The 19366-nt window shown below is 62.5% G+C and carries 15 protein-coding genes and 1 tRNA gene; 13 read left to right on the plus strand and 3 right to left on the minus strand.

What is annotated here, in order from left to right; translation table 11 throughout:
* The first annotated feature begins 32 nt into the window (after positions 1–32).
* Positions 33–1127 (plus strand): multifunctional CCA addition/repair protein, encoded by a 1095-nt coding sequence (locus tag ACTORR_RS11690; protein ID WP_286935478.1) that lies wholly within the window; start codon positions 33–35, stop codon positions 1125–1127.
* Between the two features lie 181 nt (positions 1128–1308).
* Here the strand turns inward: ACTORR_RS11690 and folK are convergent, their stop codons facing one another.
* Together folK and folB are read right to left on the minus strand one after the other, a co-directional pair.
* On the minus strand, positions 1309–1818 hold the full coding sequence (gene folK, locus ACTORR_RS11695) for a 2-amino-4-hydroxy-6-hydroxymethyldihydropteridine diphosphokinase (RefSeq protein WP_286935477.1): 510 nt from the start codon (positions 1816–1818) through the stop codon (positions 1309–1311).
* Complete coding sequence (gene folB / locus ACTORR_RS11700; protein WP_009682799.1) at positions 1809–2165, minus strand: dihydroneopterin aldolase; 357 nt, start codon at positions 2163–2165, stop codon at positions 1809–1811. The genes folK and folB overlap by 10 nt, the downstream gene beginning before the upstream one ends.
* A 74-nt stretch (positions 2166–2239) precedes the next feature.
* Between folB and plsY the strand changes: the two genes are divergently transcribed.
* Complete coding sequence (gene plsY / locus ACTORR_RS11705) at positions 2240–2809, plus strand: glycerol-3-phosphate 1-O-acyltransferase PlsY (protein ID WP_054885227.1); 570 nt, start codon at positions 2240–2242, stop codon at positions 2807–2809.
* Between the two features lie 15 nt (positions 2810–2824).
* Here plsY and tsaD read toward each other — a convergent pair whose 3' ends face one another.
* Positions 2825–3850 carry a tRNA (adenosine(37)-N6)-threonylcarbamoyltransferase complex transferase subunit TsaD gene (gene tsaD, locus ACTORR_RS11710; RefSeq protein WP_054885228.1) on the minus strand — a complete coding sequence of 342 codons (1026 nt, stop codon included), beginning with the start codon at positions 3848–3850 and terminating at the stop codon, positions 2825–2827.
* Positions 3851–4054: 204 nt separating this feature from the next.
* Here tsaD and rpsU point away from each other — a divergent pair, with 204 nt between their 5' ends.
* The 11 genes from rpsU (at position 4055) to pqqB (ending at position 19342) form a co-directional block, all read left to right on the plus strand.
* Positions 4055–4270 carry a 30S ribosomal protein S21 gene (gene rpsU / locus ACTORR_RS11715; protein ID WP_003255575.1) on the plus strand — a complete coding sequence of 72 codons (216 nt, stop codon included), beginning with the start codon at positions 4055–4057 and terminating at the stop codon, positions 4268–4270.
* A 285-nt stretch (positions 4271–4555) separates the two neighbouring features.
* Positions 4556–6538: a DNA primase gene (dnaG, locus tag ACTORR_RS11720; RefSeq protein ID WP_286935475.1), complete on the plus strand. Its 1983-nt coding sequence runs from the start codon at positions 4556–4558 to the stop codon at positions 6536–6538.
* 67 nt (positions 6539–6605) lie between these two features.
* Positions 6606–8456, plus strand: a complete 1851-nt coding sequence (gene rpoD / locus ACTORR_RS11725) for an RNA polymerase sigma factor RpoD (protein WP_099813728.1) — start codon at positions 6606–6608, stop codon at positions 8454–8456.
* 118 nt (positions 8457–8574) lie between these two features.
* Complete coding sequence (locus ACTORR_RS11730; protein ID WP_054885231.1) at positions 8575–12318, plus strand: bifunctional diguanylate cyclase/phosphodiesterase; 3744 nt, start codon at positions 8575–8577, stop codon at positions 12316–12318.
* 16 nt (positions 12319–12334) lie between these two features.
* Positions 12335–12411: transfer RNA gene (locus ACTORR_RS11735), tRNA-Ile, on the plus strand.
* A 118-nt stretch (positions 12412–12529) separates the two neighbouring features.
* Positions 12530–12991, plus strand: coding sequence for an Lrp/AsnC family transcriptional regulator (locus ACTORR_RS11740; protein WP_099813729.1), 462 nt, complete (start codon positions 12530–12532; stop codon positions 12989–12991).
* Between the two features lie 187 nt (positions 12992–13178).
* The gene (locus tag ACTORR_RS11745; RefSeq protein WP_286935470.1) at positions 13179–14861 is read left to right on the plus strand and encodes a flavin monoamine oxidase family protein; all 1683 of its coding nucleotides are present in this window, start codon (positions 13179–13181) and stop codon (positions 14859–14861) included.
* Positions 14862–14876: 15 nt separating this feature from the next.
* On the plus strand, positions 14877–15671 hold the full coding sequence (locus tag ACTORR_RS11750; RefSeq protein ID WP_262109063.1) for a carbon-nitrogen hydrolase family protein: 795 nt from the start codon (positions 14877–14879) through the stop codon (positions 15669–15671).
* Between the two features lie 158 nt (positions 15672–15829).
* Complete coding sequence (pqqF, locus tag ACTORR_RS11755) at positions 15830–18109, plus strand: pyrroloquinoline quinone biosynthesis protein PqqF (protein ID WP_286935469.1); 2280 nt, start codon at positions 15830–15832, stop codon at positions 18107–18109.
* Positions 18110–18278: 169 nt separating this feature from the next.
* Positions 18279–18350, plus strand: a complete 72-nt coding sequence (gene pqqA, locus ACTORR_RS11760; protein WP_003243383.1) for a pyrroloquinoline quinone precursor peptide PqqA — start codon at positions 18279–18281, stop codon at positions 18348–18350.
* 80 nt (positions 18351–18430) lie between these two features.
* Entirely contained in the window at positions 18431–19342 is a 912-nt protein-coding gene (pqqB, locus tag ACTORR_RS11765) for a pyrroloquinoline quinone biosynthesis protein PqqB (RefSeq protein ID WP_099813733.1), read from the plus strand.
* Positions 19343–19366 lie beyond the last annotated feature (24 nt).

Raw genomic sequence — 19366 nt, forward strand, 5'->3', positions numbered from 1 at the left:
GGTTATCCTGTGGGCAGTAATGGAGGCTGCACATGCACATCTACAAAGTCGGCGGCGCAGTACGCGACCGCCTGCTCGGGCTCCCGGTCAGTGATATCGACTGGCTGGTGGTTGGCGCCACGGTCGAGGAAATGCATGCCCTGGGCTTCCGCCCGGTCGGCGCTGATTTCCCGGTGTTCCTGCATCCAGAGACCGGCGAGGAATATGCCCTCGCACGCACAGAGCGCAAGAGCGGACGCGGTTACGGCGGGTTCACCTTTCACGCCAGCCCGGACGTTACGCTGGAGGAAGACCTGATCCGCCGCGACCTGACCATCAATGCCATGGCCGAGGATGAACAGGGCGTGGTCTTCGACCCTTACCATGGCCAGGCCGACCTTGCACAACGCATTCTGCGCCACGTTTCCCCCGCATTCGCCGAAGATCCCCTACGAGTGTTACGTGTTGCCCGCTTTGCCGCACGTTACGCCCCCTTGGGCTTCAAGGTCGCCGATGAAACACTGGCGCTGATGCGCCAGATCGCCGAATCTGGCGAATTGCAGGCGCTGACAGCCGAACGTAGCTGGAAAGAGATCGAACGGGCGCTGATGGAAAGTCAGCCGCAAGTGTTCATCCAGGTATTGCAGGCCTGTGGCGCTTTGAACGAGTTGATGCCTGAGCTGGAACAACCTGCGCACGTACTGGGCGCCCTGCGCCGGGCGGCAGAGCGCCAGCAGCCGCTGGCTGTGCGCTGGGCGTGCTTGCTGCGAGGGCTGGAGCCAGTGGCGATCAAAGCACTCAATCAGCGTTTCAAGGCGCCGCGTGAATGCCAGGAACTGGCCGTGCTGGTGGGTGAGTTTGCCGGGCGGGCTGACAACGCGTTGCAATTAACGCCTGCAAAATTGCTGGAAATGCTGCAGAAATTCGACGTTTATCGACGACCGCAGCGTTTAGAGGATTTCATTGCCGCGTGTGAAATGGCCACCTGTGAAGGCTATCCACAGGGTAATTATCTGCGCGGGGCGGCAGCCGCAGCCCGGGCAGTGGATGTGAAGCCACTGGTGGAAGCCGGGCTGACCGGGCAAGGCCTGGGCGAGGCCCTCAACGGTGAGCGGCTAAAAGCGCTCGAGGCTTACAAGCCGGGCTGACCACACCGGCCCTTTCGCGGCTAAAGCCGCTCCCACAGGGATCGCATCAGACCAAAGCTTATGGGGTCCCTGTGGGATCGCATCAGACCAAGGCCTATGGGGTCCCTGTGGGATCGCATCAGACCAAGGCTTATGGGGTCACTGCGGGAGCGGCTTTAGCCGCGAAAGGGCCGTTACAGGCTCACGCCTGGGTCAGCTGCACGCCCCGCCATTCGAAAGCGACAGGTGCCAACACCTGGTCGATCCGCGCCTCCTGCCACAGCTGCGCCATGCTTTTGCCCGCAGCTGGATGTACAAGCTCCGGCGCCAGCAACGACAAAGGCCACAGCACGAAGGCATTCTTCAGGATCTCCGCCCGAGGCAGCACCAGCCCATCGAACGTGCCATGCAGGTCGTCATACAGGAGTACATCGATATCCAGCGGCAGGCCCTTGCGATCCGGAGCATAGCGACCATTGTCCGCCTCGATGAACTTGAGCCGGCGATCCAGCTCCATCAGCGGCAGATCGGTCTTGCCGGTGACCACGAAGTTGATGAACGGCCCGCTCTTGATCCCCACAGCCTGGCTCTCGAACGCCGGGGAACACTGCATGTCGCTGAGAATGGCCGCCAGCGCATCGAGCCCCGCACACAGGTGCTGGTGGCGATCGATGTTGCTGCCAAGGCCCAGGTAAACGGTGTTCAGAGACATCCGCGCTCGATCTCCACGCCAACACCGCCGCGGGCGGCGGGAACGGCCCCTGGCTTGGTCAGCTTCAACCGCACCCAGGGAATGTGGAACTCTTCCATCAGCGCGGCCACCAGGCGCTCGGCGAAGGTTTCCACCAATTCGAAGCGCGCCTGCTCGGCAAATGCCTGGATCCGCGCCGACACACTGGCATAGTCGAGTGCCAGGTTCAGGTCATCACCGGCGGCTGCCGGGCGGTTATCCCAGGCAAAACTCAGGTCCAGGCGCAGGCACTGGCGAATATCCCGCTCCCAGTCATAGGCGCCGATGACGGTATCGACTTCCAGGCCTTCGATGAACACTCTGTCCAAGCACTTCTCTCCACAGCACGACAAGGGCGACTGGCGCCGTTAGAATCAGGGCGTCCTCGCCCGGAATAGTTAGCATGTTTTGGTTACTGGCGTTGCTCGCCTACCTGCTCGGCTCGCTGTCCTTCGCCATCGTCCTAAGCCGCCTTTCGGGCAGCCCGGACCCTCGTTCCAGCGGTTCGGGCAATGCCGGCGCCACCAACATGCTACGCCTGGCGGGCCGTAAACTGGCGATCCTGACCCTGCTCGGCGACCTGTGCAAGGGGCTGTTGCCGGTTTTGCTCGCCCGCGCTGCCGGCCTTGGCCTGCAAGAGCAAGCCTGGGTCGGCGTGTGCGCAGTGCTCGGCCACCTGTTCCCGCTGTATTTCCGCTTCCGCGGCGGCAAAGGCGTCGCCACTGCCGCAGGCATGCTCATGGGCCTGTATTTCCCAGCCGCACTGCTGGCCATCGGCGCTTGGCTGTTGACCTTCTATCTCACTCGCACCAGCTCGCTGGCGGCGCTTGTGGCAACCCCGCTGACCTTGCCACTTCTGGCTTGGCGAGAGCCGGAGGCGCTGCTGCCGATCGCCGTGCTGACAGTGATGATCGTCTGGCGCCACCGCAACAATCTGCGCGACTTGTTTGCCGGGCGCGAAAGGCATTTCTGACGCGCCCGCACGCCATCACAGCGGCGGCAGCTGCTCCATGGGCCAGCGTGCCTGCACGCTGATGGCCAAGTCCTGCTTCTGCCCGGCCAACAGACGCTGGCAACCGGCATAGGCGATCATCGCACCGTTATCAGTGCAGAACTGTGGTCGCGCGTAGTACACGTTGCCCTTGAGGCCGGCCAGCATGTCTTCCAGGGAGGCGCGCAAGGCCTTGTTGGCGCTCACGCCACCCGCGATGACCAGGCGCTTGAGGCCAGTCTGCTTGAGGGCCCGCTTGCACTTGATGGTCAGAGTCTCCACCACCGCCTGCTGGAAAGCCAGGGACAGGTCGCAACGGGTTTGCTCGTTGTCGTCGCCAGCATTCTTGCATTGCTGCCAGGTGTTCAGGGCGAAGGTCTTGAGGCCACTGAAGCTGAACTCAAGACCCGGTCGATCGGTCATCGGCCGCGGGAACACGAAGCGCCCAGGCACACCCCGCTCGGCCAGGCGCGCGATTTCCGGCCCACCCGGGTAGTTGAGGCCGATCAGCTTGGCGGTCTTGTCGAACGCTTCGCCGGCAGCATCGTCGAGGCTCTCGCCCAGCAGCTCGTACTGGCCGATGCCATCCACCCGCACCAGCTGGGTATGGCCGCCGGAAACCAGCAAAGCGACGAACGGAAACTCGGGAGGGTTTTCCTCCAGCATCGGCGCCAACAGGTGGCCTTCCATATGATGCACACCGATCGCCGGGATATCCCAGGCGAAAGCCAGGGCCTGGGCGCACGAGGCGCCGACCAACAGCGCACCGACCAAGCCAGGGCCGGCGGTGTAGGCAATGGCGTCGATCTCGGTGGCGACGCAGCCAGCTTCCTCCAGCACCTGGCGGATGAGCGGCAGCATGCGCTTGACGTGGTCACGCGAGGCAAGCTCGGGCACCACGCCACCGAACACGCGGTGCAGGTCGATCTGACTGAACAGCGCGTCGGCTAACAAACCGCGCTCGCTGTCGTATAATGCGACGCCGGTTTCGTCGCAGGATGTTTCCAATCCCAGTACTAGCATGGGCTCGTCCCTTGTGGGGGCTGAATTCGAAGCCGCGCATGATAGTCCCCGTGCCGGGTGCCGACCAGCGGTTTTCGATCAGAGGCTTTGCATTCCGGCGTACTAAGGGTTAACATCCGCAACCCTTGAAAACCGACGTTCTCCAGCACACCTTTGTTTTGCCAGGAGCACGTCTACCCCGGTAATGAATTAAGGTAGCCCTGGATGCCAGCCGTCAAAGTTAAAGAGAACGAACCCTTCGACGTAGCTCTGCGTCGTTTCAAGCGCTCCTGCGAAAAAGCCGGTGTACTGGCTGAAGTTCGTAGCCGCGAGTTTTACGAGAAGCCGACCGCCGAGCGTAAGCGCAAAGCAGCTGCAGCTGTTAAGCGTCACGCCAAGAAAGTTCAGCGCGAACAGCGCCGCGCCGTTCGCCTGTACTAATACAGACGTTCTACGCAAGAGCTTCTGCCCTGCCCGGCTCGCTGCCGGGCCGATGGCAGCGGTTTGTTTGGCCTTGAGCAGCTAGCCCAAGGTGCCTGCAGCAACTTGCAGCGGGCAAATGGTTCCAAAGCGTCAGATCTGGTTTCGGCCAGTCGTGCACGTCCTGACTGACGAGCCCCCGGCAAGCCGGAGGCTGGCGACGAGCACACACTCCCTCGCACTTCCCCTAGCATCACTCGCCCCGTTAGCGTTTAGACTTGCCAGTTGCCAGATGACGAGACTGCCATGGCCGGGCTGATTCCCCAAAGCTTCATCGACGACCTGATCAACCGCCTCGACATTGTCGACGTGGTGAGTTCGCGCGTTCAGCTGAAAAAAACCGGCAAGAACTACTCCGCCTGCTGCCCGTTCCACAAGGAAAAGACCCCTTCCTTCACGGTCAGCCCAGACAAACAGTTCTACTACTGCTTCGGCTGCGGTGCCGGCGGCAACGCCCTTGGTTTCGTCATGGACCACGACAACCTGGACTTTCCCCAGGCCGTCGAGGAGCTGGCCCGCGCAGCCGGCATGGAAGTGCCCAGGGAACAAGGCCGTCGCGACAACAAGCCGCGCCAGCCAACCGATTCGCCGCTGTACCCATTGCTCGATGCCGCCTCGGAGTTCTACCGCCAGGCCCTGCGCAGCCATCCGACCCGCAAGGCGGCGGTGGACTACCTCAAGGGCCGTGGCTTGTCTGGCGAGATCGCCCGAGACTTCGGCCTGGGCTTCGCGCCGCCGGGCTGGGACAACCTGCTCAAGCACCTGGGCGCCGACAGTCTGCAGCAAAAGGTGATGATCGACGCCGGCTTGTTGATCGAGAATGCGGAAAGCGGCAAACGCTACGACCGCTTCCGCGACCGGGTGATGTTCCCGATCCGCGATAGCCGTGGGCGCATCATCGCTTTTGGCGGCCGGGTACTGGGCGACGACAAGCCCAAGTACCTCAACTCACCGGAAACCCCGGTGTTTCACAAGGGCCAGGAACTCTACGGGCTGTACGAGGCACGCAAGCACAACCGCAACCTCGACGAAATAATCGTCGTCGAAGGCTACATGGACGTGATCGCCCTGGCCCAGCAAGGCCTGCGCAATGCCGTCGCCACCCTCGGCACCGCGACCAGCGAAGAGCACCTCAAGCGCCTGTTCCGCGTGGTGCCCAGCGTACTGTTCTGCTTCGACGGCGACCAGGCCGGGCGCAAGGCTGCCTGGCGGGCGCTGGAATCGACCCTCTCGGCACTGCAGGATGGCCGCCGTGCGCGCTTTCTGTTCCTGCCAGAAGGTGAAGACCCGGACAGCTTGGTACGCGCCGAAGGCACCGATGCCTTCATGGCCCGGATCAACCAGCACGCACAGCCACTGGCCGACTATTTCTTCGAGCAATTGAGCAACGAAGCCGACCCGCGCTCGCTGGAAGGCAAGGCACACATGGCCACCCTGGCTGCACCGCTGATCGAAAAGATCCCCGGTGCGAACTTGCGTCAGCTCATGCGCAACCGCCTGAAGGAAATCACCGGCCTCGACCCTCAGCAGGTCGAGCAACTGGCGCAACAGGCCCCGGCGACCAGCGGCGTGCCAGATTACGACCCTGGCTATGACTACGATGCCATGGCCAGCTACACCCCCGACTACGGCGACATGCCACAGCCCGACTACGCCCCCGTTCATCAGCAACAGGAGTGGAAGCCAAACAAAGGCGGGGGCAAGAAGCAGTGGGGCGACAAGCCCTGGGACAAGAACCGCAAGGGCGGCAAGCCATGGCAGCAGCGCGACCAAGCACCGCCGCGGGTGCCGGCACCGGTCGAACCACCGACCCTGGCCGCCCTGCGCACCTTGCTGCACCATCCATTGCTGGCCGGCAAGGTCGAGGATGCCAGCCACTTCGCCGACGAAGAACACCTGTACAGCCAGCTACTGGTGGCCCTGATCGAAGCTGCGCAGAAGAATCCTGGGCTAAGCTCAATGCAGTTGATCGCACGTTGGCACGGCACTGAACAAGGCCGCCTGCTGCGGGCCCTGGCCGAAAAGGAATGGTTGATCGTGGCCGACAACCTTGAACAACAGTTTTTCGACACTATAACTAGCTTGTCCGCCCGCCAACGCGAGCGCAGCCTGGAACAACTGCTCAGGAAATCACGTCAAAGCGAATTGACCAGCGAGGAAAAATCACAGCTCCTCGCCCTGCTGAGCCGGAATGTTCCCGCACAAACGCCGACCTCATCTGGCGCGTGAGGCCCATGCTCGGGTATAATCCTCGGCTTGTTTTTTGCCCGCCAAGACCTTCAGTGGATAGGGTGTTATGTCCGGAAAAGCGCAACAGCAGTCTCGTATCAAAGAGTTGATCACCCGCGGTCGTGAGCAGGGCTACCTGACTTACGCGGAGGTCAACGACCACCTGCCTGAGGATATTTCAGATCCGGAACAGGTGGAAGACATCATCCGCATGATCAACGACATGGGGATCAACGTATTCGAGAGTGCTCCGGATGCGGATGCCCTTCTGTTGGCGGAAGCCGACACCGACGAAGCCGCGGCCGAAGAAGCCGCTGCTGCGTTGGCGGCAGTTGAAACCGATATCGGCCGCACGACCGACCCGGTGCGCATGTACATGCGTGAAATGGGTACCGTCGAGCTGCTGACTCGCGAAGGCGAAATCGAAATCGCCAAGCGTATCGAGGAAGGCATCCGTGAAGTCATGGGCGCCATCGCTCACTTCCCGGGCACTGTCGACTACATCCTCGGCGAATACGACCGCGTCACCGCCGAGGGCGGCCGCCTGTCCGACGTCCTCAGCGGTTACATCGACCCTGACGACAACATCGCCGCACCGACCGACGAAGTGCCAGTACCTGGTGCCAAGGTACCAGCGGCCAAGGAAGAGTCGGACGACGAAGACGAGGAAAGCGAAGGGGGTGACGACGAGGAAGAGACCGAAAGCGGTCCCGATCCGGTTGTCGCAGCCCAGCGCTTCGGTGCCGTTGCCGATCAGCTCCAGGCCACCGCCAAGGTCCTGAAAAAGCACGGCCGTGACGGCAAGGAAAGCATCGAGGCCCTCCAGGCCCTGGCTGACCTGTTCATGCCGATCAAGCTGGTGCCGAAGCAGTTCGACGTCCTGGTCGAGCGTGTGCGCGATGCCCTGAATCGCCTGCGTCAGCAAGAGCGCGCGATCATGCAGCTGTGCGTGCGTGATGCCCGTATGCCGCGTGCTGACTTCCTGCGCCTGTTCCCGAGCAATGAAACCGACCAGACCTGGTCCGGTGACCTGGCCAAGCGCAACACCAAGTGGGCAGCTGCCCTGGGTGAAAAGGACGCCGCCATCGTCGCTTGCCAGCAGAAGCTGATCGACCTTGAGACCGAGACCGGCCTGACCGTCGCCGAGATCAAGGAAATCAACCGCCGCATGTCTATCGGCGAGGCGAAAGCCCGCCGCGCCAAGAAAGAAATGGTCGAGGCGAACCTGCGTCTGGTGATTTCCATCGCCAAGAAGTACACCAACCGGGGCCTGCAGTTCCTCGACCTGATCCAGGAAGGCAACATTGGCCTGATGAAGGCGGTGGACAAGTTCGAGTACCGTCGCGGTTACAAGTTCTCGACCTACGCCACCTGGTGGATCCGTCAGGCGATCACCCGCTCGATCGCCGACCAGGCGCGCACCATCCGTATTCCGGTGCACATGATCGAGACGATCAACAAGCTCAACCGTATTTCCCGCCAGATGCTGCAGGAAATGGGCCGTGAGCCGACCCCGGAAGAGCTCGGTGAGCGCATGGAAATGCCTGAGGACAAGATCCGCAAGGTATTGAAGATCGCCAAAGAACCGATCTCCATGGAAACCCCGATCGGTGATGACGAAGATTCGCACCTGGGCGACTTCATCGAGGACTCGACCATGCAGTCCCCGATCGACGTGGCCACGGTCGAAAGCCTCAAGGAAGCGACCCGTGACGTGCTCTCGGGCCTGACCGCACGCGAAGCCAAGGTGCTGCGCATGCGCTTCGGTATCGACATGAACACCGACCACACCCTTGAAGAGGTAGGCAAGCAGTTCGACGTGACCCGTGAGCGGATCCGTCAGATCGAAGCGAAGGCGTTGCGCAAATTGCGCCACCCGACTCGCAGCGAGCATCTACGCTCCTTCCTCGACGAGTGATGACGAACCCCGGCCCAGGCCGGGGTTTTTCTTATCCGACAAATAGTTGTGATCGGCCACTCTGCTGGCTGAATGCCCGTCTACACTCGACTTCAGACCAACTGAATGCGAGGCCGCTATGCTGCCGAAGCCGGCCATTCTGTTGCTGTTCCTGATGCTGTGGAACACAACGGCCGGCGCCCTGACCCTGACAGACGAGGAAAAAACCTGGCTCGCTGCCCACCCGCAGTTGAGACTGGGCGTCGACGCTTCCTGGCCACCTTTCGAGTTTCGTGACCAGGAGGGCCGGTACCAGGGATTGGCCGCCGATTACATCGCCCTGCTCCAGGATCGCCTGGGCGTAATACTGAAACCGGTCGAGCCGAGCAGGTGGACCGAAGTGCTGCAGCAGGCGCGCGAAGGCCGCATCGACTTGCTGCCCGGCATCATGTCGACACCCGAACGCCAGGGCTACCTCGCGTTCACCCGTCCCTACCTCGATTTCCCCATCGTCATCCTGGCCCATGAAGGCGGCCCGCAACCGCGCACGCTCAAGGACTTGTACGGGCTGAAGGTCGCTGTGGTGGAAAACTATGCGCCCCATGAACTGCTCCGCACCCACCACCCGGACCTGAACCTGGTGGCGATGCCGAATGTCAACTCGACCCTGCAGGCACTGGCCACCGACGCGGTGGACGCCGTGGTCGGTGACCTCGCCTCCAGTATCTGGAGCCTGCGCCAGCTCAAGCTCGAAGGGTTGTATGTAAGCGGCGACACACCCTATCGCTATCAGTTGGCAATGGCCGCGCCCCGTGACCAGCAGGTACTGGTCGGCATCCTCGACAAAGTGATGGCCGACATGTCCAGCGAAGAGATCAGCCATATCCAGCAGCGCTGGGTCGGCGCCGTGGTCGACCAGCGGAGCTTCTGGCACGACACGCTGCTCTATGGGCTGCCGGCCGTCCTGCTGCTGATCGCCATTCTCGCCGCGGTCATCCGTATCAATCGCCGGCTCAGTTCGGAAATTTCCAGACGTATCGCCCTGGAACAGGAACTGCGCAGCAGCGAATACCATTACCGCGGCCTGATCGAGAGCCTGTCGGCAATCGCCTGGGAAGCCGACGCCAACGACTTCACCTACAGTTATGTCTCGCCGCACGCCGAGGACCTGTTGGGCTACCCGTTGCACGACTGGCTCAAGCCCGGCTTCTGGCGCAGCATCCTGCACCCCGACGATGCGCTCTGGGCCCAGGCTTTCTGCGAAAGCGAAACCGCCGCAGGGCGTGATCACAGCCTCGATTACCGCGTGCTACGCGCCGACGGCCAGGCGCTTTGGGTGCGCAACATCGTCAGCATGATCGAACACGGCCACCGGCCGGTGATGCGGGGCCTGATGATCGACATCAGCGAGACCAAACGCACCGAAGACGCCCTGCGTCTGTCTGAGCAAAAGTTCGCCTCGGTGTTCGAGCAGTGCCCGGACATTCTGCTGATCGCACGGCATAGTGATGGCGTGCTGCTCGAGGTCAACGAAGCCTTCGAAGAACAGATCGGCCTGAAACCGGGTGAGGTCATCGGCCGTACCGCTACCGAGCTCAACCTGTGGGGGGTCGAAGGCATGGGCCCGAGGCTTCTCGAACGCCTGCACCAGGGTGGCATCCGCAACCTTGAAATGACTTTCCGCCGCAGCAACGGCCAGTTGTTCACCGGCCTGACTTCGGCCGAAACCTTCGAGCTCGACGGCACCCCGGCGCTGGTCGTGGCGGTTCGCGACATCAGCCAGCTCAAGGAAACCCAACAACAGTTGCAGACCTCCGAGGAAAAGTTCGCCAAGGCTTTCCACGCCTCGCCTGACGGCCTGTTGCTGTCGCGCCAAAGCGACGGCCTGCTGCTGGAAGTCAACGAAGGCTTCTGCCGCCTGACCGGTTACGAATTCAACCAGCCGATCGACCAGACTTCCTTCGACCTGGGGATCTGGGTCGACCTCAACGAACGCAAACGCCTGATCGACCAACTGGGACGCAATGGTTTCGTGCGTGACTTCAGCTGCCACCTGCGCCGCAGCGACGGGCAGATTCGCCTCTGCGAACTCTCGGCCCGGCCACTGCCGATCGGTGGTGTCGACTGCATGCTGACCATCGCCCGCGACATTACCGAACGCCACCTGATGCAGGAAAAACTGCAACTGGCTGCCACCGTGTTTGAAAATACCGCTGAAGGTGTATTGATTACCGACACCGACCAGCGCATCAGTGCAGTCAACCGTGCCTTCAGTGAGATCACCGGCTACAGCGAGATCGAGGCGCTCGGCCAGACCCCGCGCCTGCTCGCCTCTGGCCAGCATGACAGCGCCTTCTATGCCGCCATGTGGCACCAGCTCACCGCAGAAGGTCACTGGCAGGGCGAGATCTACAACAAGCGCAAGAACGGCGAACTGTATCCCGGCTGGCTGACCATCAGCGCCGTTCGCAACAATGATCGCAACATCACCCACTTCGTCGCCGTGTTCGCCGACATCTCCAGCCTCAAGCACGCCCAGGCCAAACTCGACTACCAGGCCCACCACGACCCACTGACCGGCCTGCCCAACCGCGCCCTCTTCGAAAGCCGGCTGCAGGCCGTGCTGACCTGCGCACAGGTGTCCAACCGGCAGGGTGCTGTGCTGTTCCTCGATCTGGACCGCTTCAAGCACATCAACGACAGCCTCGGCCACCCGGTTGGCGACCTGTTGCTCAAAGGCATCGCCCAGCGCCTCAAGGAGCAGGTGCGCGACGTCGACACCGTGGCCCGCCTGGGCGGCGACGAATTCATCATCCTGCTGCCCGGCCTGCACAAGCCCAGCGATGCCCATGCCATCGCCAACAAGTTGCTGGCCTGCTTCGTCGCCCCGTTCCAGGCCGGCGAGCATGAGTTCTTTACCAGCGCCAGCATCGGCATCAGCCTTTACCCGCAGGATGGCACCGACGTCGCCACGCTGATCCGCAACGCCGACGCCGCCATGTACCGCTCCAAGGCCAAAGGCCGCAACCGCGTCGAAGCCTACACCCGTGACCTGACCGTACAGGCCAGCGAACGCATCGCCATGGAGCACGAACTGCGCCGCGCCATCGAGCGCAACGAGATGAGCCTGAGCTTCCAGCCCAAGCTGAGCCTCAAGACCCAGACCCTGGTCGGGGCCGAAGCATTGGTTCGCTGGAGCCACCCGACATTCGGCGAAGTGCCGCCCGAGCATTTCATTCACCTGGCCGAAGAGAACGGCACCATCCTGCAGCTGGGCGACTGGGTGCTGGAGCAGGCTTGCCAGCAGATGCATCGCTGGAAAAAGGCTTATCAAGCCTTCGGGCCATTGTCGATCAACCTGGCTGGCGCGCAGCTGCGCCACCCCAACCTCGCCAAGCGCATCGAGCACCTGTTGAAGGTGTATCAGCTGAAAGCGGGCGACCTGCAGCTGGAGATTACCGAGAACTTCATCATGAGCCAGGCCGAAGAGGCCTTGGCCATTTTGCATCAGCTCAAACAGCTGGGCGTGCAGCTGGCGATCGACGATTTCGGTACCGGGTACTCATCGCTGAGTTACCTCAAGCGCCTGCCGCTGGATATCCTCAAGATCGACAAGTCGTTCATTCGCGGCCTGCCGGACGACCCCCATGACGCCGCCATCGCCCGCGCCATCATCGCGCTCGGGCGCAGCATGCAACTGACGATCATTGCCGAAGGCGTGGAGAACCAGGCACAGCAGCGCTTCTTGGCAGCAGAGGGCTGCGAGCAGATCCAGGGTTACATCGTCAGCCTGCCGTTGCCACCGGACGAGTTCGCAGCGACGTTTCTTCGCATAGCACTATCTGATCTTTCGGATGGCACGCTTTCAAAACCCTCGTTATAATCCGGGCACTTACTGAGGGCCTATAGCTCAGTCGGTTAGAGCAGAGGACTCATAATCCTTTGGTCCACGGTTCGAGTCCGTGTGGGCCCACCAGATATGACGGAAGCCGCGCCAATGCGCGGCTTTTTTGTGCCCGAATGTTGACCGTTCAAGGCCTTGCCCCGCTCGGCTGCGGCTGGCTAGGCTAGGGGCCCCTTCGTAGAGACTTACCATGTCGGACTCTCGCCCCATCGCCCTCGACGAAATCGACCATCAGCTGATCGCTCTGCTGCAGATCAACGCCCGTGAGAGCGTCGCTACCCTCGCCCGCCAGCTTGGCATCGCCCGTACCACGGTCAACTCGCGCTTGGAACGGCTGGAAAAGCACAAGGTCATCACCGGCTATGGAGTGCGTCTCGGCCAGCGCCTGATCGGCGGTGGGCTGCAGGCTTATGTCGGGATCAAGGTGCAGCCACGCTCCGGCAAGGAAGTGGTAAGGCGCCTGAGTGCCATGGGGCAGGTGCAGCAGCTGTGTGCGGTGAGTGGCGAGTTCGACTACGTGGCCTGGCTACGCAGCGATTCACCGGAGCAACTCGACCAACTGCTGGACCAGATTGGCAGCGTCGAGGGGGTGGAGAAGACCACCACGTCGATCATCCTCAGCAGCAAGGTCGATCGAGGGCAGCCCGTTTGAAACATCGCAGCACTTGGCTGCGCTGATCGTAAAAAATGATGCTAGTGCCGTCACAATGACGATGAATAATACATTTCGCTAACACTCTGCATCTTAATTACGATATCGCCGCTTCATAAAATGACCGTCAGCCATCTCCTATAATCAGGCTTCGCCCCCTGCGCAGCCGCTCTGGCAAGGTCACTTCATGAACAAGAAAAACCGCCACCCCGCCGACGGCAAGCAACCTATTACCATCTTCGGCCCGGATTTCCCCTTCGCCTTCGACGACTGGCTGGAACACCCCGCTGGCCTGGGCAGTATCCCGGCCGAACGTCATGGCGAAGAAGTCGCCATCGTGGGTGCAGGTATCGCCGGGCTGGTTGCGGCCTACGAATTGATGAAGCTGGGCCTCAAGCCCGTGGTGTATGAGGCCTCGAAGCTCGGTGGCCGACTGCGTTCGCAGGCCTTCAACGGTACCGACGGCATCATCGCCGAGCTCGGCGGCATGCGTTTCCCGGTGTCCTCGACCGCCTTCTACCACTACGTCGACAAGCTGGGGCTGGAAACCAAGCCCTTCCCCAACCCGCTGACCTCCGCCTCGGGCAGCACGGTGATCGACCTCGAAGGCCAGACCTACTATGCAGAAAAGCCCAGTGACCTGCCAAAACTGTTCCACGAAGTGGCCGACGCCTGGGCAGACGCGCTGGAAAGCGGTGCGCAGTTCGCCGATATCCAGCAGGCGATCCGTGACCGTGATGTACCTCGGCTGAAAGCGTTGTGGAACAAGCTGGTCCCCCTGTGGGACGACCGCACCTTCTACGACTTCGTCGCCAGCTCGCGCTCGTTCGCCCAGTTGAGCTTCCAGCATCGTGAAGTGTTCGGTCAGGTCGGTTTCGGCACCGGCGGGTGGGACTCGGACTTCCCCAACTCGATGCTGGAAATCTTCCGCGTGGTCATGACCAACTGCGACGATCATCAGCACTTGATCGTCGGTGGCGTGGAACAGGTGCCTCAGGGTATCTGGCGCCATGTGCCGGAGCGTTGCGTCCATTGGCCAGAGGGCACCAGCCTCAGTTCGTTGCATGGCGGCGCACCGCGCAGCGGCGTCAAGCGCATCGCCCGTGCTGCCGATGGGCGCCTGGCGGTCACCGACAACTGGGGTGACACCCGCCACTACGGTGCAGTGCTCGCGACCTGCCAGAGCTGGCTGCTGACCACCCAGATCGACTGCGAAGAATCGCTGTTCTCGCAAAAGATGTGGATGGCCCTGGACCGCACCCGCTACATGCAATCATCAAAGACCTTCGTCATGGTCGACCGGCCGTTCTGGAAGGACAAGGATCCGCAGACCGGCCGCGACCTGATGAGCATGACCCTGACTGATCGCCTCACCCGCGGCACCTACCTGTTCGACAACGGTGACGACAAGCCGGGGGTGATCTGCCTGTCCTACGCCTGGATGAGCGACGCCCTGAAGATGCTCCCGCATCCGGTGGAAAAGCGCGTGCAGCTGGCCCTGGACGCACTGAAGAAGATCTACCCCAAGACCGATATCGCCGGGCACATCATCGGCGACCCGATCACCGTTTCCTGGGAAGCCGACCCGCACTTCCTCGGCGCATTCAAGGGCGCGCTGCCAGGCCATTACCGCTACAACCAACGCATGTACGCACACTTCATGCAGCAGGATATGCCCACCGAGCAACGCGGCATGTTCATCGCCGGCGACGACGTGTCGTGGACCCCGGCCTGGGTCGAAGGTGCGGTGCAGACATCGCTGAATGCGGTGTGGGGTATCATGAACCACTTCGGTGGCCACACCCACCCGGACAACCCAGGCCCGGGTGATGTGTTCGATGAGATCGGGCCCATCGCCCTGGCCGACTGAAACCAAGGAGGCAGCATGCGCATCGCTCTGTTCCAGGGCGCACCCAACCCGCTGGACGTGCCCGGCAACCTGCAACGGCTGCGCCACCAGGCGCAGCTGGCGGCCGAGCGTGGCGCGCAATTGCTGGTGTGCCCGGAGATGTTCCTGAGCGGCTACAACATCGGCCTGGCGCAGGTCGAACGGCTGGCCGAAGCCGACGATGGTCCTGCGGCCATGGAGGTGGTGGAGATTGCCCAGTCACACCGCATCGCCATTGTTTACGGCTACCCGGAGCGCGCCGATGACGGAGCGATCTACAACAGCGTGCAGCTGATCGATGCCCATGGCCGCAGCCTGTGCAATTACCGCAAGACCCACCTGTTCGGTGAACTGGACCGGGCGATGTTCAGCCCTGGCGCCGACCATTTTCCGGTGGTCGAGCTGAACGGCTGGAAAGTCGGCATGCTGATCTGCTACGACATCGAGTTCCCGGAAAACGCCCGGCGCCTGGCGCTGGCAGGTGCCGAGCTGATCGTGGTGCCGACGGCGAACATGACGCCGTACGATTTCGTCTGCCAGGTGACCGTGCGCTCGCGGGCGCAGGAAAACCAGTGCTACCTGGTATATGCCAATTACTGCGGGGCCGAGGGCGAGATCCAGTACTGCGGGCAGAGCAGCATCATCGGGCCCGATGGCAGTCTGCTGGCCATGGCGGAGCGAGATGAATGCCAGTTGCTGGCAGAGCTTGAGCATGAGCGAGTGATGCAGGGGCGTGAGGCGTTTCCTTACCTGACCGATCTGCGCCAGGAACTGCATTTGCGTCAAGGCTGACAGAGGCCGCTTAGCGGCCCATTCGCGGGCACGCCCGCTCCCACAGAGACCGAGTGATCGTGCGGTCACATGCCATTCCTGTGGGAGCGGGCGTGCCCGCGAATGGGCCAGACCTTTCTTGCAAATGGGTTAGCATGGACACCTGCCCTGGAGTTCCCATGCCTGACACCACCCGCCACCTCACCCTCGCCAACGGTCTGCAGTTGGCTTTGCGCCATGCGCCGCGCCTGAAGCGCTCTGCGGCCGCGTTGAGGGTCCATGCGGGCAGCCATGACGCGCCAACCGCATGGCCAGGCCTGGCCCATTTCCTTGAACACCTGTTTTTCCTGGGCACAGCACGCTTCCCGCTGGAAGACGGCCTGATGCGCTATGTCCAGGCCTTGGGCGGCCAGGTCAACGCCAGCACCCGCGAGCGCAGCACCGATTTCTTCTTTGAAGTACCACCCGCGGCATTGGCCGGTGGCCTGGAGCGCCTGTGCCAGATGCTTGCCGAGCCGGATCTGGGCATCGAACGGCAGCGTCGCGAGCGGGAAGTCATCCACGCCGAATTCATCGCCTGGTCACGCAACCCGCAGGCGCAACAGCAATTCGCTTTGTTGCAATCTGTGGGTGGCGATCACCCCTTGAGCGGCTTTCATGCCGGCAACCGCTATTCCCTCGTACTGGGCGATGGGGCTTTCCAGCAAGCCCTCGCAGGCTTCCACCAGCGCTTTTACCAGGGCGGCCAGATCACCCTGAGCCTGTGCGGCCCGCAACCGCTGGATGAGCTGCAACAGCTTGGCAGCCACTACGCCGGCGTCTTCAAGCCGAGCCCCGCTGTGCTACAAGCCTTGCCACCCGCCTTGGCCGCCAACCAGCCACTGCTGTTCGCACACGACGGCCTGCCAGCAGGGGCAGAACAGGCACTGGAACTGCTGATCGCCCACCTCGGCGACAACCGCCCCGGCAGTTGGCTGGATGCACTGGAGCAACGTGGCTGGCTCAAAGGGTTCAAGGCCGAGAAGCTGCATGCGTTTGCCGGGCAACTGCTCTGGCACCTCGACCTGGAGCTTGCCCCGGATGCCAACAGCGATGAGGCTCTGAAGCTGCTGCACGGCTGGTTCGAGTTCATCGGCAAGACAGACCCCGGCCCACTCAACCGCACGTTTGGCTGTTTGCAACAACGTCGTCAACGCAGCGCCAGCGCACTGGAGCTGGCCCGACGCGACAGCGCCGGGCAGCCGTTTGCAGCACTGGATGCCCAAGCTCTGAGGGCGCTCGAAGCGCTGCTTGAGCAGCTGCCGCGATGCACATACGGGCAATGGCAGCTGCCTGCGCCCGAGCCCTTGTTTTCGGATGAACTGCCCTCTGCCCCAGCTGCTGAGTTGCCAGCTGCATTGTGCATCAGCGACTTGCTGCCACCCTCCAGGCAATACGCAGCACTGTATTTGCGTTGGCAGGTGCCATCGGCATTGCGCCAGCGTCTGTACAGCGTACTGCAACGTGCCCTGCGCCCCCTGCAAAGTCGTTGCGAGCAAGCTTGCGTGCAACTGCAATTCAGCGCGTCGGGCGACAATTGGCAGTTGTGCTGCGCTGGCCATCCGGTAGCCGTGGTACGCGCCGCAGGCCAGGCCCTGGCCCTGATGAAAGTGCCCTCCAACTGGCAGACGTCGCCACCTGAGGCGCCCGCGCTGATCCCGATCAGGGCGTTGATCAGTCAGCTACCTGACGCCGTGCTTGGCACTCGCCCGGCCACAATGCCGTCTGCCACTCTCGACCAGGCGCTGCTCGATGGCGTCTGGCAACACAGCCATTGGCACGGCCTGGCCGTCGGCTTCGAGCCCAGTGCTGTGCAGGCCCTCGGCGCCGTGCTGCAGGGTTGCCCCGGGCAAGGCGGGGCGCCCACGCCGGCTGCCGGCTGGGCTGGTCGCCGCTGGCACCATGCCGAGGTGCCAGGTAGTGAACATGCCCTGCTGCTGTTCTGCCCACTGCCAGCCGCACGGCAAGGCAGCGGTCGCCTGCTGGCGCAGCTGCTACAAGGCCCGGTATATCAACGCCTGCGCGTCGAATTGCAGCTGGGCTACGCGGTTTTCAGTACCTTTCGTCAGATCGAGGGCATCGGTGGCCTGCTGTTCGGGGTGCAATCGCCGCATGCCAGCCAGGCCGAGATCCTCGATCACCTGCGCGAGCTGCTGGGCCGCGGCGTCACCCTCGATGCGGTCGCCCGACAAGCTCTGGCCGAGCAGTTCGACGAAAACGCCATGGCCAACGCCGACGTCACTGAATGGGCATGGCAGACACACCTGGCCAAAGAACCTGGCGGCCTGCTTGCGCTGCGGCGGTCTATTCTGAACACGCAACAGGCAGATCTGGACGGCCTGCTACGCGACCTGCTCGGTACCGATTGGCCGTGGCTTTGCCTGGCCAACAGTGCTGCGCCAGAGGCGTCCTGGCACTGATCTCGCGGGGATTGTTACGTTTGCTGCAAGGGCGCTTATCAAAGAATTAACCTTTCGGTACAAATTTTTCTTGTAAGATAACGCTATCTCAGCCAACGGAACCTCCTGCTCCAGGCGGCACCCAACGAATAGCTGAAGTAACCCAACCCCATCCGGAAGGAGAACGCCCATGTGGACCAAACCTGCATACACTGACCTGCGTATCGGCTTCGAAGTGACCATGTACTTCGCCAACCGCTAAGCCCTGCTTTGCGGATCGACGCCTCGGCCCGCCGGGGCGTCGTTGTTTTCCGGATACGGCTTTTCGCAGAAGGAGTGGCCATGTACATCCAGATTCTCGGTTCCGCCGCCGGTGGTGGTTTCCCGCAGTGGAACTGCAACTGCGTCAATTGCAAGGGCTATCGCGACGGCAGCCTGCGCGCCACGGCTCGCACCCAGTCGTCCATCGCCCTGTCCGACGACGGTGAGCACTGGATCCTGTGCAATGCCTCGCCCGACATCCGCGCCCAGCTCCAGGCCTTCGCACCGATGCAGCCGGCGCGTGCCCTGCGCGATACCGGGATCAACGCCATCGTCCTGCTCGACAGCCAGATCGACCATACCACCGGCCTGCTCAGCCTGCGCGAAGGCTGCCCGCATCAGGTCTGGTGCACCGACATGGTCCACCAGGACCTGACCAGCGGCTTCCCGCTGTTCAACATGCTCAGCCACTGGAACGGTGGGCTGCAGTGGAACCGCATCGAGCTCGAAGGCAGTTTCGTCATCGACGCCTGCCCTGACCTCACGTTCACACCCTTCCCCCTGCGCAGCGCCGCACCGCCCTATTCGCCGCACCGCTTCGATCCCCACCCGGGCGACAACCTCGGCCTGTTGGTCGAAGACACGCGCACTGGCGGCAAGCTGTTCTACGCTCCCGGCCTCGGCCAGGTCGATGCCAAGCTGCTGCAGATGATGCATGGCGCCGACTGCCTGCTGGTCGACGGCACGCTGTGGGAGGATGATGAAATGCAGCGCCGTGGTGTCGGCACCCGTACCGGCCGCGAGATGGGCCACCTGGCGCAGAATGGCCCGGGTGGCATGCTCGAAGTGCTCGACGGCTTCGCGCGCCAGCGCAAGGTGCTCATCCACATCAACAACACCAACCCGATCCTCGATGAAGACTCCCCCGAACGCGCCGAAGTCCAGCGCCGCGGCGTTGAAGTCGCATTCGATGGCATGAGCATCGAGCTGTAAGGAGGCCCCGTGAGCGACGCACTG

It is taken from the genome of Pseudomonas sp. SAR267 (assembly GCF_052077595.1).
GTDB lineage: Bacteria > Pseudomonadota > Gammaproteobacteria > Pseudomonadales > Pseudomonadaceae > Aquipseudomonas > Aquipseudomonas vlassakiae.

Coding starts and splice junctions, on each gene's coding strand:
- ACTORR_RS11690 (WP_286935478.1), top strand. CDS start 33: ATGCACATCTACAAAGTCGGCGGCGCAGTACGCGACCGCCTGCTCGGG.
- folK (WP_286935477.1), bottom strand. CDS start 1,818: ATGTCTCTGAACACCGTTTACCTGGGCCTTGGCAGCAACATCGATCGC.
- plsY (WP_054885227.1), top strand. CDS start 2,240: ATGTTTTGGTTACTGGCGTTGCTCGCCTACCTGCTCGGCTCGCTGTCC.
- tsaD (WP_054885228.1), bottom strand. CDS start 3,850: ATGCTAGTACTGGGATTGGAAACATCCTGCGACGAAACCGGCGTCGCA.
- rpsU (WP_003255575.1), top strand. CDS start 4,055: ATGCCAGCCGTCAAAGTTAAAGAGAACGAACCCTTCGACGTAGCTCTG.
- dnaG (WP_286935475.1), top strand. CDS start 4,556: ATGGCCGGGCTGATTCCCCAAAGCTTCATCGACGACCTGATCAACCGC.
- rpoD (WP_099813728.1), top strand. CDS start 6,606: ATGTCCGGAAAAGCGCAACAGCAGTCTCGTATCAAAGAGTTGATCACC.
- ACTORR_RS11730 (WP_054885231.1), top strand. CDS start 8,575: ATGCTGCCGAAGCCGGCCATTCTGTTGCTGTTCCTGATGCTGTGGAAC.
- ACTORR_RS11740 (WP_099813729.1), top strand. CDS start 12,530: ATGTCGGACTCTCGCCCCATCGCCCTCGACGAAATCGACCATCAGCTG.
- ACTORR_RS11745 (WP_286935470.1), top strand. CDS start 13,179: ATGAACAAGAAAAACCGCCACCCCGCCGACGGCAAGCAACCTATTACC.
- ACTORR_RS11750 (WP_262109063.1), top strand. CDS start 14,877: ATGCGCATCGCTCTGTTCCAGGGCGCACCCAACCCGCTGGACGTGCCC.
- pqqF (WP_286935469.1), top strand. CDS start 15,830: ATGCCTGACACCACCCGCCACCTCACCCTCGCCAACGGTCTGCAGTTG.
- pqqB (WP_099813733.1), top strand. CDS start 18,431: ATGTACATCCAGATTCTCGGTTCCGCCGCCGGTGGTGGTTTCCCGCAG.